11 protein-coding genes are annotated in these 15,729 nt (G+C 72.0%); 9 read left to right on the top strand and 2 right to left on the bottom strand.

Going from position 1 to position 15,729, the window contains the following annotated elements; translation table 11 throughout:
* Positions 1-106: 106 nt before the first annotated feature.
* The gene (locus ACZ5XZ_RS23710; RefSeq protein ID WP_468981196.1) at positions 107-1,654 is read right to left on the bottom strand and encodes an AMP-binding protein; all 1,548 of its coding nucleotides are present in this window, start codon (positions 1,652-1,654) and stop codon (positions 107-109) included.
* A gap of 447 nt (positions 1,655-2,101) precedes the next feature.
* Between ACZ5XZ_RS23710 and ACZ5XZ_RS23705 the strand changes: the two genes are divergently transcribed.
* Positions 2,102-4,186, top strand: coding sequence for a SpoIIE family protein phosphatase (locus ACZ5XZ_RS23705; RefSeq protein WP_468981193.1), 2,085 nt, complete (start codon positions 2,102-2,104; stop codon positions 4,184-4,186).
* Between the two features lie 352 nt (positions 4,187-4,538).
* Positions 4,539-6,005, top strand: a complete 1,467-nt coding sequence (locus ACZ5XZ_RS23700; protein WP_468981191.1) for an APC family permease — start codon at positions 4,539-4,541, stop codon at positions 6,003-6,005.
* Between the two features lie 508 nt (positions 6,006-6,513).
* Here ACZ5XZ_RS23700 and ACZ5XZ_RS23695 read toward each other — a convergent pair.
* Positions 6,514-6,852 (bottom strand): hypothetical protein, encoded by a 339-nt coding sequence (locus ACZ5XZ_RS23695; RefSeq protein WP_468981189.1) that lies wholly within the window; start codon positions 6,850-6,852, stop codon positions 6,514-6,516.
* A 448-nt stretch (positions 6,853-7,300) separates the two neighbouring features.
* Here ACZ5XZ_RS23695 and ACZ5XZ_RS23690 point away from each other — a divergent pair, with 448 nt between their 5' ends.
* The 7 genes from ACZ5XZ_RS23690 (at position 7,301) to ACZ5XZ_RS23660 (ending at position 15,614) form a co-directional block, all read left to right on the top strand.
* Positions 7,301-10,027 carry a SpoIIE family protein phosphatase gene (locus ACZ5XZ_RS23690; RefSeq protein ID WP_468981187.1) on the top strand — a complete coding sequence of 909 codons (2,727 nt, stop codon included), beginning with the start codon at positions 7,301-7,303 and terminating at the stop codon, positions 10,025-10,027.
* A gap of 31 nt (positions 10,028-10,058) precedes the next feature.
* The gene (locus ACZ5XZ_RS23685) at positions 10,059-10,454 is read left to right on the top strand and encodes an SHOCT domain-containing protein (RefSeq protein ID WP_468981186.1); all 396 of its coding nucleotides are present in this window, start codon (positions 10,059-10,061) and stop codon (positions 10,452-10,454) included.
* Between the two features lie 101 nt (positions 10,455-10,555).
* On the top strand, positions 10,556-11,320 hold the full coding sequence (locus tag ACZ5XZ_RS23680; RefSeq protein WP_468981184.1) for a DeoR/GlpR family DNA-binding transcription regulator: 765 nt from the start codon (positions 10,556-10,558) through the stop codon (positions 11,318-11,320).
* A 93-nt stretch (positions 11,321-11,413) separates the two neighbouring features.
* The gene (locus tag ACZ5XZ_RS23675) at positions 11,414-12,712 is read left to right on the top strand and encodes a four-carbon acid sugar kinase family protein (protein ID WP_468981181.1); all 1,299 of its coding nucleotides are present in this window, start codon (positions 11,414-11,416) and stop codon (positions 12,710-12,712) included.
* A 196-nt stretch (positions 12,713-12,908) separates the two neighbouring features.
* Entirely contained in the window at positions 12,909-13,982 is a 1,074-nt protein-coding gene (pdxA, locus tag ACZ5XZ_RS23670; RefSeq protein WP_468981179.1) for a 4-hydroxythreonine-4-phosphate dehydrogenase PdxA, read from the top strand.
* Complete coding sequence (locus tag ACZ5XZ_RS23665) at positions 13,979-15,292, top strand: MFS transporter (protein ID WP_468981176.1); 1,314 nt, start codon at positions 13,979-13,981, stop codon at positions 15,290-15,292. The genes pdxA and ACZ5XZ_RS23665 overlap by 4 nt, the downstream gene beginning before the upstream one ends.
* Positions 15,293-15,431: 139 nt before the next feature.
* Positions 15,432-15,614: a hypothetical protein gene (locus ACZ5XZ_RS23660; protein ID WP_384437209.1), complete on the top strand. Its 183-nt coding sequence runs from the start codon at positions 15,432-15,434 to the stop codon at positions 15,612-15,614.
* Positions 15,615-15,729: the final 115 nt, after the last annotated feature.

Genomic DNA, 15,729 nt, shown 5'->3' with positions numbered 1-15,729 from the left:
AACCAAAGACCCCCCCCCCCCCCCCCCCCCCCCCCCCCCCCCCCCCCCCCTTCCCCCCCCCCCCCCCCCCCCCCCCCCCCCCCCCCCCCCCCCGGCCCGAACGTCGTCAGGCGGCGGCGTCGACCTCCCGCTCGGCCTGCCGGCGCAGCTCCTTCTTGTCCGGCTTCCCGGCATCGGTCAGCGGCAGCGCGTCGACGAAGGTGATCCGGGCCGGCTCGTACATCGCACCGCGCTCCCGGCGCACCTTCTCGCGCAGCTGCCGTCCGTCGACGGTGCTGCCGGGCTCTGGCACCACCACGGCGTGCACCTGCTCCATGCGGTGGGCGTCACGGACGCCGAAGACGGCGCTCTGGAGGACCTGCGGGTGCGAGTTCAGCACGTCCTCCAGCTCGGTGGTGTACACATGGCCGCCGACCACGACGATCATGTCCTTGATCCGGTCGACGATGGTCAAGTAGCCCTCGTCGTCCAGGAATCCGATGTCCCCCGTGTGCAGCCAGCCGTCCCGCAGCACCTCGGCGGTCAGCTCGGGCTGCTTCCAGTACCCCTTCATGATCATGTCGGAGCGGACGCAGACCTCGCCGTGCTCGCCGGCGGGCAGATCGCGTCCCGACTCGTCGCGGATCACCACCTCGACGTCGGCCAGCACCTTCCCCGCGGAGCGCAGCCGGTCGGGGCGGTCCGGGTCGTGGTCCTCCGGGGTGAGCACGCTGATGCCGCCCGCCTCGTTCTGCCCGTAACCCTGCAGCAGCACCGGACCGAACATGCGCACCGCGTCGGCTATGCGGGCCGGGGACGCCTGGCAGCCGCCGTACGTCACCAGCCGCAGGCTGGAGGTGTCGGTGTGCCGCGCGGACGGATGGTCCATCAGCTGATAGAGCAGCGGCGGCAGCAGGAACATGTCGGTGATGCGCTCGCGGGCGATGGCGGCGAGCACGGTCTCGGGGTCGAAGTCGTCGAGCAGGACGATCGTGCCGCCCGTGTACAGCGTGTTGTCGGCCATTGCGCCCGCGGCGTGCGCGAGGGTCGTGCAGACCAGCTGCCGACGCTCGAACTCCGGCTGCTCCGCCAGCACTCCGCGGAACCAGCGGGCCTGCTCGAAGGTGGTGCAGATGCCCTTGGGGTGGCCGGTGGTGCCGCCGGTGTGGCGGATGGTGCACACGTCGTCGGGCCGGGCCAGGCTCGCGTACGGCTCGTCGGACTGCCCGGCCGCCAGCTCCAGCAGGTCCGTGCCCACCTTCGCGGGGCCGAGTACCAGGACCTCCGGCACCGGCGCCGACTCGGTGACCTCCGCGGCCCGCTCGGCGTAGCGCGGGTCGACGATCAGGGCGTGGGTCTCGACGTCGCGGACGATGTGGGCCTGGGACTCGGCGGACAGCTTGCTGTAGAGGTGGTTGACCCGGGCGCCGATCAGGTTGGCCGCGTAACGGGCGGCGAGGGTCTCCGGGAGGTTGCCGCTGAGCAGGGTGACGGTGGCCCCGCGCTCGACGCCCCGGGCGCGCAGTGCCCGCGCCATGCGGTGCACCAGGGCGCGGAACTCGCCTGCGGTTACCCGGCGCCCCTGGTGGACCAGGGCTTCGCGCGCCGGGTTCGAGCTAAGGGCATCGAGGTTCTCCTCCACGTAGGTGCGGAATGTCCGGTCGGTGATGGACATGATGTCGGGCTTCCTCCTGACGCCGGCGGACGCGGTCACCGTCGTCGCCGGGTGCGATACCGATAGTTAGTTGCTAGAGGCAACTAAAGGTAGGGTAGTCGCTGGAGATCGACATCTCCAAGTCGGAGCGTGAAGCACGGGTGTTGCGCAGTCGGCCACCGTGCCCCCGACCCTTGTGGCGCACGGCCACCGGCCGGTGTGCCTCGTCGCCAAGCCCGGCCGGAATATTCGCACTGAATATCGCCAACTCGGTCGCAGGCCTGGGAGCAGCGGCGGATAATGCTCCCTCGCGCATGGGACGCCCTTGCCCTGCGGCTCTCGCTCTCCCTGCGGGGCCGTCCCGTGTCGAGGGATGATGGAGGGCATCGGAAACACGGCGAGAATCGGCCGATGTACGGAGAGCGCCACGGCTGTCGGTCAGCGGAGACCGGCGGAAGGAGTGCCTGGATGGGTGCGACCGACGCGTTCCCCGAGGGCGCCGCCCCGGTCGGGGCTGCACCGGGGCAGCCCGGTGGCCTGCTCGACGTGCTGGGCGTGGCCGCCGTGATGCTGGACGCGGAGGGGCGGATCACCCTGTGGAGTCCGCAGGCCGAGCAGCTCTTCGGCTGGACCGCACAGGAGGCGCTCGGCCGGCCGGCCGCCCAGTTGCTGGTCGGGCCCGACGACATCGACCTGGTGCTGCGGCTGTTCTCCCAGGTGATGTCCAGCGGCGAGAGCTGGGCGGGGGTCTTCCCCATCCAGCACAAGGACGGCAGCACCCGGCTCGTGGAATTCCGCAACATGCGCCTGCTGGACGAACGCGGCCGGACCTACGCGCTGGGCATCGCCACCGACCAGGCCGTACTGCGGCGGGTCGAGCGGGATCTGGCACTGTCGGTACGGCTGGTGGCCCAGTCGCCGATCGGCCTGGCGGTGCTGGACACCGCACTCCGCTTCGTCATGGTCAACCCGGCGCTGGAACGCATCAACGACCTGCCCGCCGACCAGCACATCGGCCGCCATGTCCGCGAGGCGCTGTCCTTTCTGGACACCGACGTCATCGTGGCCCGGATGCACGAGGTCCTGGAGACCGGCCGGCCGCTGCTCGACCAGTTCACCGTCGGCGGCACCGCGGCCGACCCCCACGCCGACCAGGCCTGGTCGGTCTCGTACTACCGGCTGGAGGACGCCCACGGCAGGGTGCTGGGGCTGGCCACCTCCGTCGTCGACATCACCGAGCAGCACCGGGCCGCCACCGAGGCCGCCCGCGCCCGCCGCCGCCTCGCCCTCATCGCCGACGCCTCCGCGACCGTCGGCACCACCCTCGACGTCGACCAGACCGCGCATGAGCTGGCCGACGTCATCGTGCCCGAACTCGCCGACATGGCCGCGGTCGACGTCCTCGACGCGATCCTCGACGGCCGGCGCCCCTCTGTGCTGTCCCGCGGCGGCCCCGCCCGCTTCCGGGCGCTCGCGGTGTCCACGGCCTACGACACCGGCGCCGTCCGCGCCGCCGACCCCACCGGTCAGATCGCCTCCTACGAGGCCGACCGGCTGATCACCCGCTGCGTGACCGAGGCCCGTCCGGTCATCGTCGCCCATGTGGACGACGACGACCTGCGGCGCATCGCGGCGGGCCCGCAGGGCGCCGCCTTCCTGAAGCAGGCCGGACTGCGCTCCTATCTGGCGGTGCCGCTGATCGCCCGCGGCGAGGTGCTCGGCGCGCTGTCGCTCTACCGCGTACGCAATCCCGAGCCGTTCGACGAGGACGACGCCGTGCTCGCCGTCGAACTGGCCGCGCGGGCGGCGGTGTGCATCGACAACGCCCGTTCGTACCAGAGCGAACGCCGCACCGCGCTCACCCTCCAGCGCCATCTGATGAACCACCGGCCGCCGCAGCCCACGGCCATGCAGATCGCCTACCGTTACCAGCCCGCCCAGGCCGCCAGTGAGGTCGGCGGCGACTGGTTCGACGCCATCCCCGTGGCCGGCGACAAGACCGCGCTGGTGGTCGGCGACGTCATGGGCAGCGGTATCAACGCCGCTGCCACCATGGGCCAGTTGCGCACCACCATCCGTGCGCTGGCCGACCTCGACCTCGACCCCGCCGAGGTGCTCCGCCACCTCGACCACATCGCCGGCGGCCTCGATCCGGCCTTCGCCACCTGCCTCTACGCCGTCTACGACCCGCACCGCAGCCTGTGCCGGATCGCCGTCGCCGGACACCTTCCGCCCGTGCTGGTCCGGCCGGGCCAGCCGCCCGAGCTGCTCGACCTGCCCACCGGCGCCCCGCTCGGCGTCGGCGGGGTCCCCTTCGAGCAGACCACGGTTCCGCTGCGCGACGGCGACTACCTGGTGCTCTACACCGACGGCCTGATCGAGACCCGCGACAAGGCCATCGACATCCGCCTGGACACCCTGCTCACCCTGCTCGCCGAGCCCGGGCCGGACCCGGAGGCCCTGTGCGACCGCCTCCTGAGCGCGTTGCGTGACGAACACGGTCACGACGACGTCGCCCTGCTCATCGCCCGGGTGAACGCGCTGGAGGAGTGAGGCGGGCCGGACGCCCGCCCCGGCCGCGGGGCGGCTGCGGATTCGCGGGGCCCGCTACGGATTCGGCGGCCTCGCCGGGCGGCCCCCGCGGGAACCCCGCCCCGCCCACTCCGGCCGCGAAATCCGCTTCTATGCCGCAGCGTGGATATGGATACGGGCCACCAACCGGCTCAACACCTACGGATTTCGTTGTCTCACGGGCTTAACAAGACCTTGACGTGGGTCGGACGCGGGGGTTTTATTCGGTCACCAAAACGGCGCCTGCGTCTCGCCAGGTCTGCACCGCGTTTTGGCGCACTTCCCCCACAGTGCCCCCTTCTGCCGCCGGACCGATGGGATACGGATAGCCGATATGCCCTACACACCTGTTGCCTCCGCAGCCCCCGAGCGGGACACCCGTAGCGCGGCGGAGGGAGGTACCGCCAACGGACCCAAGCTCACCCGGTCGATCGGTGTGGTCGGCGGCACGCTGCTCACGCTCTCCTGCCTGACCCCGGCCTCCTCGCTCTTCGTGATCGTGCCGGACTCGTTCGCCAGCCTGGGCACCGGCACCGCGCTCACCATTGCCATCGCGGGCCTGCTGTGTATCGGGGTGGCCTTCACCTACTCCGAGCTCGGCACGCTGATCCCGAGCTCCGGCGGCGAGTACGCCATGGTCGGCACCCTCATGGGCCGCCTCGCCGGGTGGCTGGTTTTCATCCTCTCGCTGATCGTCGTCATGATCGTGCCGCCCATCATCGCCCTGGGCACCGCCGACTATCTGGCGCCGATCGTCCACCTGGATCCGCAGTACACCGCCGCCGGCGTGATGCTGCTGGCCACCGCCATGGGCCTGCTCGACCTGCGCGCCAACGCCTGGATCACCGGCATCTTCCTCGTGCTGGAGGTCGTGGCCTGCGCGGTCGTCGCCTTCCTCGGCTTCAGCCACACCCAGCGCTCCGCGTCCGTGCTCGTCCACCCCGTCATCGACGCCGGACACGGGCACAGCAGCGCCGTCACCGCCGGCCTCATCGTCACGGGCCTGGCCACCGCGCTCTTCATCCTGCAGGGCTTCTCCACCGCCGTGTACCTCGCCGAGGAGATCGAGAACCCGCGCCGCAACGTCTCCCGCACGGTGCTGTGGACCCTCGCCATCGGTGCGGCCGTCGTCCTGATCCCGGTCATCGCGATCACCCTTGGCGCCCCCGACCTCAAGACCCTCGGCGCCGGTGACGTCGCAGGCATGGTGCAGGACTGGAGCAACTCCGGCATCGGCACCTTCGTCAGCCTCTGCATCGCCCTGGCGATCATCAACGCGGCGATCGTGATGGTGATCCAGAACTCCCGGGTGGTCTTCTCCTCGGCCCGCGACGCGGCCTGGCCCGCCCCGGTCAACCGTGCCTTCTCGCACGTCGGCCGCCGGTTCGGCTCGCCGTGGGCGGCCACCCTCGTCGTCGGCGTCCCCGGCGCGGCCCTGTGCTTCGTCAACCTCGACACCCTCAGCGAGGTGACCGGCGTGGCCGTCGCCGCGATGTACGTCTTCGTCGCCCTGGGCGCCCTGGTCTCGCGCCGCGGCGAGCACAAGCACCGGCCGGCCTGGCGGATGCCGCTGTGGCCGACGGTCCCGGCGCTCCTCGTCGTGGCGCTGGCCTGGGTGCTGACCCAGCAGAGCACCAAGAGCCTGGTCATCACCGGGGCCATCGTCGTCGCCGCCGCGCTGTACTGGGCCTGCTACCTGCGCCCGCGGCAGGAGACGCACTGGGTGATCTCGGTCCCGGAGGACGGACAGGCCGTGGCGGGGGAGCCCTCGGCCGCGGTGGTGCCCGCGGAAGGGCGGTAGGTCCCTGGCGGGGGCGGATGGCTCCGCGCGGGCCGGGAGCCGTCCCCCGCGGACCGAACCGGGGCCTCGGCCGGCCCCTCAGCCGTACACCTCTCAGCCGTACAAGAACAAGGCAAAGCCCGCCCGGAGCAGCTGTCCGGGCGGGCTTTGCCTGGTGTCCTGATTTCTTCGCCCTCTGGTTTCCTCTTGCCCTCGGCCCGCTCTTGTCTCGGCCTGCTGTTTCCTCGGCCTGCTGTTTCGTCGGCCTGTTGTTTCCTCGGCCTCCTGTTTCCCCGCCCTCCTGTTGTTTCCCCTCCGCCCACCCCCCTACGGGGGGTGGGCGGGTGTAGAGGTGCGAGCGGCGAGCTACGAGGTCCCGAGGTGCGAGCTACGAGGTGCGCAGAGGTACGAGGCGCGAGCTACGAGGTGCGCAGAGGTGCGCGGAGATGCGAGGGGCGCAGAGACGCAGTGGCGCAAAGACGCGGCTGCCCGGCCCCATGGCGGGGCCGTCACGCCGCGGGCTCGCGTGCTACCGCTCCGACGGGTGGGAGAGCGCCAGCGCGTCCAGCAGCAGGCATACGTGGTCGACGGCGTCCCGCCCCGTGGGGGAGTCGGCCGCGGGTGCGTCGTCGAGCAGCCCGGCGGTCCCGCGCAGCAGCTTCAGCAGCCGCTCGCTGGCCCCGTCGGCCGGTTCCGCGTGCGCCAGTGCGGAGCGGACCTGCCCGCCCGTGAGGGGCACACCGGTTTCGAGGAAGCGGAAGAGCGCCACGGCGATGCGCCGGTCGGCGTCGTGCGGCTTCCACAGCCCGAGCGCGTGGTGGTCGATGAGCCCCGCCGCCTCGGCGCGGATCTCCTCTGGAACATGCATGCCCAAGAACGTCTCATACCGCATCGCCGGCCCATAGGGCGGCAAGGTGCGCCTCACCGGGGCTTCTCCGACGCCATCCGGCCACCGGCGGACCGTGCTGACCAGGCACGTTGTGCCGGGGCCCGGATGACCGGACCGGCACACCTCCGCCCGGCAGGAGTTCAAACCTGTGGGGAGAGTTACATGCACAATCCAGAACCTGGGCGATTTGTTCCTGGTCCGATGCCGGGCGGTGACCGGCGCGTTTGTCCCCTTCGTCGAGGACGTTCGCATATGTGCGTCAGTAAAACGTACCCGAGGGTCTTTCCGCCCTCTGGCGTCCGGCCCCAGATCACGGGACGATCCTCGAACAGCCCGTGAGGACGTCCGATGCGACACGGGCCCAGGGGCCGCTGCGCTCCGCAGTGCGCGGCTCGCCCACCGTATGCGGGAGGTGTAGAAAGAGGACATGGCCGGACGCTACGGCCGCCCGCGTTCGGTTCTCAGGATGCGAACTGTCGCAGGTCAGGTCTTTCTCCTGCAGGTGGCGATCGTGGTGCTGCTGGTCGCCGCCGCCATGGCGGCGCTCGTGCTGCAGTCCCGGACCGACTCCGAACGCGAGGCCCGCCACCGATCGGTCGCCGTCGCCGAGTCCTTCGCCCATGCGCCCGGCATGGAGGCGGCGCTGCAAAGCCCCGATCCGACCGCCGTACTGCAACCGCGGGCCGAGGCCGCCCGCAAGGCCACCGGCGTCGATTTCATCGTCGTGATGAACACCAAGGGCATCCGCTACACCCACCCGATCAGCGACCGGATAGGCAAGAAGTTCGTCGGCACGCTGAAACCGGCGCTGTCCGGCGCTGTGGTCACCGAGAAGATCGTCGGCACCATAGGACCCCTGGTCCAGGCGACGGTGCCGGTCTTCGGCCGCGACGGCAAGGTCATCGGACTGGTCTCGTCCGGCATCACCATCAAGAAGGTCAGCGGCGTCGTCGACGACCAGTTCCCGCTGCTGTTCGGCGCCGCGGCCGGCATCCTCGTCCTCACCACCGGCGGCACCGCGCTCGTCAGCCGGCGGCTGCGTCGTCAGACCCACGGCCTGGGGCCCGCCGAGATGACCCGCATGTACGAGCACCACGACGCGGTGCTGCACGCCGTACGCGAAGGCGTGATCATCGCCGGCGGTGACGGCCGGGTACTGCTCGCCAACGACGAGGCACGCCGGCTCCTGGATCTGCCGCCGGACGTCGAAGGACGCCAGATCGCCGACCTCGGACTCGACGGGGCCACCGCCCAACTGCTCGCCTCCGGCCGGGTCGTCACCGACGAGGTGCACCCGGTGGGCGAACGGCTGCTGGCCGTCAACCAGCGCTCGACGGACCAGGCCGGCGGGCCGCCCGGCAGCGTCACGACGCTGCGGGACACCACCGAGCTGCGGGCGGTCACCGGCCGGGCCGATGTGGCCCGCGGGCGCCTCAAGCTGCTCTACGACGCCGGTACCGAGATCGGCACCACCCTCGACGTGGTGCGCACCTGCGAGGAGCTGGCGGAGTTCGCCGCGGCCCGGTTCGCCGACATCGTCACCGTCGACCTGGCCGAGGACGTGCTGACCGGCGAGGAGCCGGCGGTCTTCGCCGGGGCCGGCATCGAGGTGCGGCGCACCGCGGCGGCCGGCATTCCGCCGGACAGCGGCCTGTACCCCGTCGGCAGCCCGATCCGCTTCGAGCCCTCCACCTCCGTGGGTGCCGGCATCACCAGCGGCGAGGCGGTCCTCGAAGCGGACCTGCCGGCCTTCTCCGGCTGGCAACTGCACAATCCCCCGCGCGCCCGGCAGATCGTCGCGCACGGTATCCACTCGATGATCGCCGTACCGCTGCGGGCCCGCGGCGTCATCCTGGGCGTGGTCATGTTCTGGCGCTCGCAGGAGCCCGAGCCGTTCGAGGAGGAGGATCTCTCCCTCGCCGAGGAACTGGTCGCCCGCGCCGGCGTGAGCATCGACAACGCCCGCCGCTACACCCGCGAGCACACCATGGCGGTCACCCTGCAGCGCAGCCTGCTGCCGCGTGCGCTGCCCGAACAGAACGCCGTCGAGGCCGCCTACCGCTATCTGCCCGCGCAGGCCGGGCGCAGCGGACTCGGCGGCGTCGGCGGTGACTGGTTCGACATCATCCCGCTGCCGGGCGCCCGGGTGGCGCTGGTCGTCGGCGACGTCGTCGGGCACGGCCTGCACGCGGCCGCCACCATGGGCCGGCTGCGCACCGCCGTCCACAACTTCGCCAATCTGGACCTCCCGCCCGACGAGATCCTCTGGCACCTCGACGAGCTGGTCACCCGTATCGACCAGGACGAGGGATCCGAGGGCGCCGAAGGAGCCGGGGTCACCGGCGCCACCTGCCTCTACGCGATCTACGACCCGGCGTCCGGGACCTGCACGATGGCGCGCGCCGGCCACGTCCAGCCCTTGGTGCTGCGGCCGGACGGCACCGCGGAGACCGCCGAGGTGCCGGGCGGTCCGCCCCTCGGGCTCGGCGGTATGCCCTTCGAGTCCTGGCAGCGGGAACTGCCCGAAGGCAGCCGGCTGGTCCTGTTCACCGACGGGCTCGTCGAGGACCGCGACCGCGACATCGACGAGGGGATGGAGCTGCTCAGCAGCACCCTCGCCGACCATCCCCAGCGGACACCGGAGGAGACCTGCGAGGCCGCGCTGGGAGCGCTGCTGCCGGAACTCCCCAGCGACGACATCGCGCTGCTGGTCGCCAGCACCCGGGTGCTGGACGCCGCACACGTCGCCGACTGGGACGTGCCTCCGGACCCGTCGGCCGTGGCGCAGGTGCGGGCGGCCGCGGTCCGCAAACTCATCGACTGGGGGCTGGCGGACGAGGCGTTCACCACCGAGCTGATCCTCAGCGAGCTGGTCACCAACTCCATCCGCTACGCCTCCGGCCCCATCCGCGTACGGCTGATCCGCGACACCTCCCTGATCTGCGAGGTCTCCGACCGCAGCAGCACCTCACCGCATCTGCGGCAGGCCGCCACCACGGACGAGGGCGGCCGCGGCCTCTTCCTGATCGCGCAGCTGGCGGAGCGCTGGGGGACCCGCTACACGGCGGGCGGCAAGGTCATCTGGACGGAACAGGCGCTCGCCGACGGCGGTCTGTTCGCGGCGGCGGCCGACGGCGAGGATGCTGTGAGGTGAGGGCACGGCTCGCAGCAGTAAGGAGGCCGTGATGGATTACCCGCTGCTCAACGCTTTCTGGACGATGTGCCTGATCTTCCTGTGGGTGATGTGGCTGTTCCTGCTGGTGAGGATCGTCGGCGACATCTTCCGCAGCCAGGACATCAACAACTGGGTCAAAACGGGGTGGCTTGTCCTGGTGATCGTGCTGCCGTTCGTCGGCGTCTTCGTCTATGTGCTGGCGCGGGGCCGCGGATTGAGCGAACGTGAGGTCGCGCTGGCCCAGCGGCAGCAGAGGCAGCTGCGGGACTACATCCGGGAGACCGCCAGGGCGGAGGGCAAGACCATCCGGCCCGAGGACTCCCTGGCGAAGCTCGCGGAGCTGAAGAACCGCGGGGACATCACCGAGGAGGAGTTCCAGAAGGCCAAGGCCAAGGTGCTCGCCTGACGGCGGACACCGGCCCCGGGCACCGACTGCTTCCGGGCCGATCTCTGCGACTGTTAATCTCAAGTTGCGTGAATCGCGCAACTTGAGAGGCGGAGAGTGACGTGACCAGTGGGGAACGCTCGGCCACCCGACGCCGCCGGGAGCGGATGGTCGAGCTGCTCGGGGCGGGCGACATCAGCGTGCACGACCTGGCGGGCGAGTTCGATGTCTCGCTGTCCACGGTCCGCCGTGATCTGGCGACACTGGCGGCGCTCGGCCGGATCACCCGCACCTACGGCGGCGCGGTCGACCACCGCGCGGTGGAGCGCACCCGGTACGACAAGGAGCGCACCCGGCGCACCGAGAAGGACGCCATCGCCCGCGCCGCGGCCGCACTGGTCCGCAGCGGCGATGTGGTGCTCCTCGACGCCGGCACCACCACCGCGCGGCTGGCACAGGAGCTGCGCCACCGCACCGACGTCACCGTCGTCACCAACGGGCTCGCCGCGCTTGTGGAGTTGGCGGACGCGGAGGTCGAGGTCGTGGTGCTGGGCGGGCGGCTGCGGCGGCCCAACGAGGCGCTCCTGGGCACCCGTACCGACCAGGCGCTGCGCCGGCTCACCCCGGACGTCGCCTTCCTCGGTGTCGACGGCCTCGACCCCCGGCGCGGCATCAACTGCCCCGACCTCGAACAGGCCGCCCTGAAGGAGACGATGGCCGAGTGCGCCCGGGCCGCCTGGGTGCTCGCCGACCACTCCAAGATCGGCGGAGGAGCGGGCTTCCCGCACTGGGCGGCGATGCCGGCCGGTACGGGGCTGATCTGCGGCGGTGGGGAGCGGCGGCTGGGGGCGTTCGCGGACGCGGGGTGGTCGGTGCGCACCCCTTGACAGCGTGTGGCGCCACTGGCCACCCTGAGTGCGCATATTGCGTGGACCATGCAATTAAGAATGCGTGGTTCAGTCACTTCGTGAGGAGGCCTCATGGCCCAGGTGCTCGTCATCGGAGACGACCTCACCGGAAGCAATGCGACCGGCGCGCTCTACGCACGACGGGGCCTGCGGGCCGTCACCATCAGCGCGATCAGCCAATGGGAGCGCTACGCGGACCGGGTGGACGTCCTCGTCGTCAACACCGCCTCCCGTCACTGGCCCCCCGCCCGCGCCTACGCCGCCGTCCGCGCCGTCGCCGAGACGGCGGGTGCGGCACCCCTGATCGTCAAGCGCGTCGACACCACCCTGCGCGGCAACCCCGGCAGCGAACTCGACGCGGTGCTCGACGCCCTCGCCGCCCGTGAGCCCTCGGCCCGGATCCGGACGCTGGCGGTCCCCGCCTTCCCCGACGCCGGCCGCACCACGGTCGGCGGTCTGCACCTCGTCGACGGCGTCCCGCTGACCCGAACGGCCGTTGCCTGCGACCCCTTCGACCCCGTACGGCATTCGCGGGTCGCGGCCGTGCTGGGCGCACAGAGCCGGCGCACCACGGGTGAGCTGGCGCTGGACGTGGTCGAGCGCGGTCCGGAGGCGGTGGCCGCGGCGCTGCGGGCGAACGGGGCGGAGGTCATGGTGTGCGACGCCACCGAGAACGCCCATCTGCAAACGGTCGCGGCGGCCGCCGCCCGGCTTGCCGCCGAGGACCACATCCGCTGGGTCGCGCTGGACTCCGGGCCGTTCGGCGCCGCCCTCGCCACCGAGCTGGGACTGCGGTCCGAGGGCGCCGCACCCGTCCGGGTCCTCGCCGTCGTCGGCAGCGCCACGGACCGCACCCACACCCAACTCGCCCGTACGGAAACGGCGCTTGGCGCCCGCTGGGCCGACCTCGACCCCGCCGACCCGGACCCCGACCGGGTACTGGCGGCTCTACGGGCGGCGGCGCAGGAGCACGCCACGGTGCTCGGCGTCCGGGTGGTTCCCGCCCCGGTGACGGGGGCCACCGGGGCGGCGCCGGCCTGCGACCCCGGCACCGCCGCGCGCATCCTGCGGTGTCTGGCCGAGGTGGCCCGGCGGGCGGTCGCCGAGCTGCGCCCGGGCGGGCTGTACGCCTCGGGCGGCGACGTCGCCGCGGCCGTCACCTCGGCGCTGGGCGCCGACGGCTTCGCCATCGAGACCGAGGTGCTGCCGCTGGCCGTCGCCGGGCACCTGGTCGGCGGCCCGCACGACGGACTGCCCTTCGCCACGAAGGGCGGCCTGATAGGCGGCCCCGACGCCGCCCGCGACTGCCTGGAACACCTGCGCGCGGCCGGTACCCGGCACACCCTCCGCGCCACGCCGAGCGCCATCTGACCGCCACCTGGACCCACCCGCCTGGACCCACCCGCCTGGACCCACCCGCCTGGACCCACCCGCCTGGACCCACCCGCCTGGGGCCCCCTCAACCGCCGGACGATCCCGGGCCCTCGGGCCTTCCACCCACCCCGGAACCCACTCCCACCCCCACCCCCTGCGCGCCCGTGAACACCGCACCGCGAAAGGCGAGCCCATGACCACCCATCAGCCGGCAACCGGCCACCCGACCGCCCCCGACCGCCCGTTGCCCCTCCTCGCCGTCACCCTCGGCGACCCCGTCGGCATCGGCCCCGAGATCACCGCCCGTACCTTCGCCGACCCGGCGACCACCGCACTCGGCCGCGGGCTCGCCGTCGGCGACGCCGCCGTACTGCGCCGTGCCGTCGCGGTATGCGGTCTGGACGTCGAGGTCCGCGCGGTCGGCGCCCCCGGGGAGGCCCGGTTCGAGCCGGGCACCATCGATGTGCTCGACCTCGGCATCGCGCCCGCCGACCTCCCCTGGGGCCGGGTCGACGCGGTGGCGGGCCGCTCCGCAGTGGCCGCGATCGAGGCGGCCACCCGTGCCGCGCTGGCCGGCGAGGTCGACGGCATCGTCACCTCGCCGATCAACAAGGAGGCCATCTGGGCCGCGGGTTCGCAGCACCTCGGCCACACCGAGATGCTCGGCGAACTCACCGGCGCCGCGCACTTCGACACCATGTTCGTGGTCCGCGGCCTCAAGATCTTCTTCACCACCCGGCACCTCGCCCTGCGCAAGGCCCTGGACCAGATCACCGAGGACCGGGTCGCGGACGCCATCCGGCACGCGGTCACCGCCCTGCGCGTGTTCGGCCATGACGAGCCCCGGCTCGCGGTCGCCGCGATCAATCCGCACGGCGGCGAGGGCGGCCACTTCGGCGACGAGGAGATCACCGCCCTGCGCCCGGCCGTGGCGAAGGCGGCCGCCGAGGGCCTCGGCGTCGTGGGGCCGATCCCCGCCGACTCGGTCTTCCACCAGGGCCTCGAAGGCCGCTTCGACGGCGTGCTGTCCCACTTCCACGACCAGGGCCATATCCCGGCCAAGACCGTCGACTTCGACGGGACGGTCTCCGTCACCGTCGGCCTGCCGGTCCTGCGGACCTCCGTCGACCACGGCACCGCCTTCGACATCGCGGGCAGCGGCCGCGCCTCGCACGGCACGATGGCCGCCGCCTTCCGCGCCGCCGCCGAGTTCAGCCGCTTCACCGACCGGATCCGCGCCACCTACGGAACGGCGGCCGCCCGATGACGGACCCGACGCCGCAGTCCGCCCCGTCGGCCACCCCCGCCAAGCGCTGGCTGTACGTCATCCCCGTCGCCGCGGTCATGTACATGCTGGCGTACCTCGACCGGAACAACGTCTCCGTCATCCTCCCGTACATGCACGGCGATCTGGAGCTGTCCAACGCCGACAAGGGCCTGGTCGGCGGGGTCTTCTTCCTCGGCTATGTGTTCCTGCAGATCCCGGCCGCGCTCCTCGCCCAGCGCTGGAGCGCCCGGAAGACCGTTCTGCTGCTGATGGTGGCGTGGGGGCTGGCCGCCGCGCTGTCCGGGCTCGTACAGACCAAGTCGCAGTTCTACGTGGCCCGTTTCGTGCTGGGCTTCTTCGAGGGCGGCGTCTGGCCCGCCGTCCTCATCCTGCTCGCGTCCTGGTTCCCGCTGCGCGAGCGCGCCCGGGCCAACGCACTGTGGATGGCCTGCCTGCCGCTGTCCTCCGTCCTGATGGCACCGCTGTCCGGCTGGATGCTCGACCACACCGGCTGGCGCTGGGTACTGGTGCTGCAGGGCCTGCCGCCCCTGGTGTGGGCGGTGGTGTGGTGGTTCACCGTCGCCGACCGGCCCGCGCAGGCCCGGTGGATCTCCCGCGCCGAGGCCGAGCACCTGGAGCGCTCGATCGCCGCCGACGAGGCCGCCAAGCCGCCGGCGGGCAGCGGCTCGTACCGCGACGCGGTCAAGCAGCGGCCGGTCCTGGTGCTCATCGGCGTCTACTTCTTCTGGATCACCGGCTTCTACGGCTTCAACCTGTGGCTGCCGTCGGTCATCAAGGAGCTGACCCACGACGGATCGTCCACCGAGGTCGGCCTGCTCACCGCGATCCCCTTCACCGTCGCACTCGCCGTCATGATCGCCAACGCCGCGTGGTCCGACCGCACCGGCAGACGGCGCCGGGCGGTGGCCGTCCCCCTCGTCGTGGGCATCGCGGCCCTGCTGCTGGGTCAGGCCGTGGACGGCGCGCTGCCGCGGATGGTGCTGCTGTGTCTGACGGCGGCCGCGGTCTACGCTCCGTACGGCCCCTTCTGGGCGATCCCCGGCGAGCTGCTCCGCTTCGAGGTGGTGGCCGTCGCCATGGGGCTGATCAACGCGCTCGGCAACCTCGGCGGCTTCGCCGGCCCCTATCTGGTCGGCTGGCTGACCGACACCACGGGCTCCAGCGTGACCGGCTTCGCCGTACTGGCCGCCTCCCTCGCCGTGGCCGTGGCACTGGTGGCGTTCGGCCTGCGCCCGAGCGCCCGCCCCGTACCCCGGCCGGCCGGGCGGGCGACGGAAGGAGTGAGCTGACCACGGCGGCGACCGGCGCACCCGCCACCGGCCGTTACTCCGACCCGCGCAATTGACGGGGAGTCAGGTTTTGGCGGATGGCGCGAAGGTGATTCCTGAATGGATCGATACACCCCTTTGATCCTCCTGAGGAGCAGACATGCGCATCCGCGCCGCGATCGCCGCCAGCGCCCTGGCAACCACCATCGTCATGGGCGGTGCGAGCGCCACCCTGGCTCACGGCAAGGACCACAAGGACCGCCACCACCACTGCTGGTTCTTCGCGGGCATCAAGCACGGTGAACCGGTCTTCAGCGAGGGCTGCGGCAAGGGTCGTAAGTAGTCCGGACGAACCTCCCGCCACCGGTGCCGGCCGGACGACCACAGGTCGCCCCGGCCGGCACCGACGCGCATCAGCCGAGCTTGGGGCCGATCTGCATGTGGAGATGATCTCGGTG

The organism is Streptomyces sp. NPDC033270, from assembly GCF_055576575.1.
The sequence above is the reverse complement of the archived record's forward strand: the minus strand, read 5'-3'. Positions and strand labels throughout refer to the sequence as shown.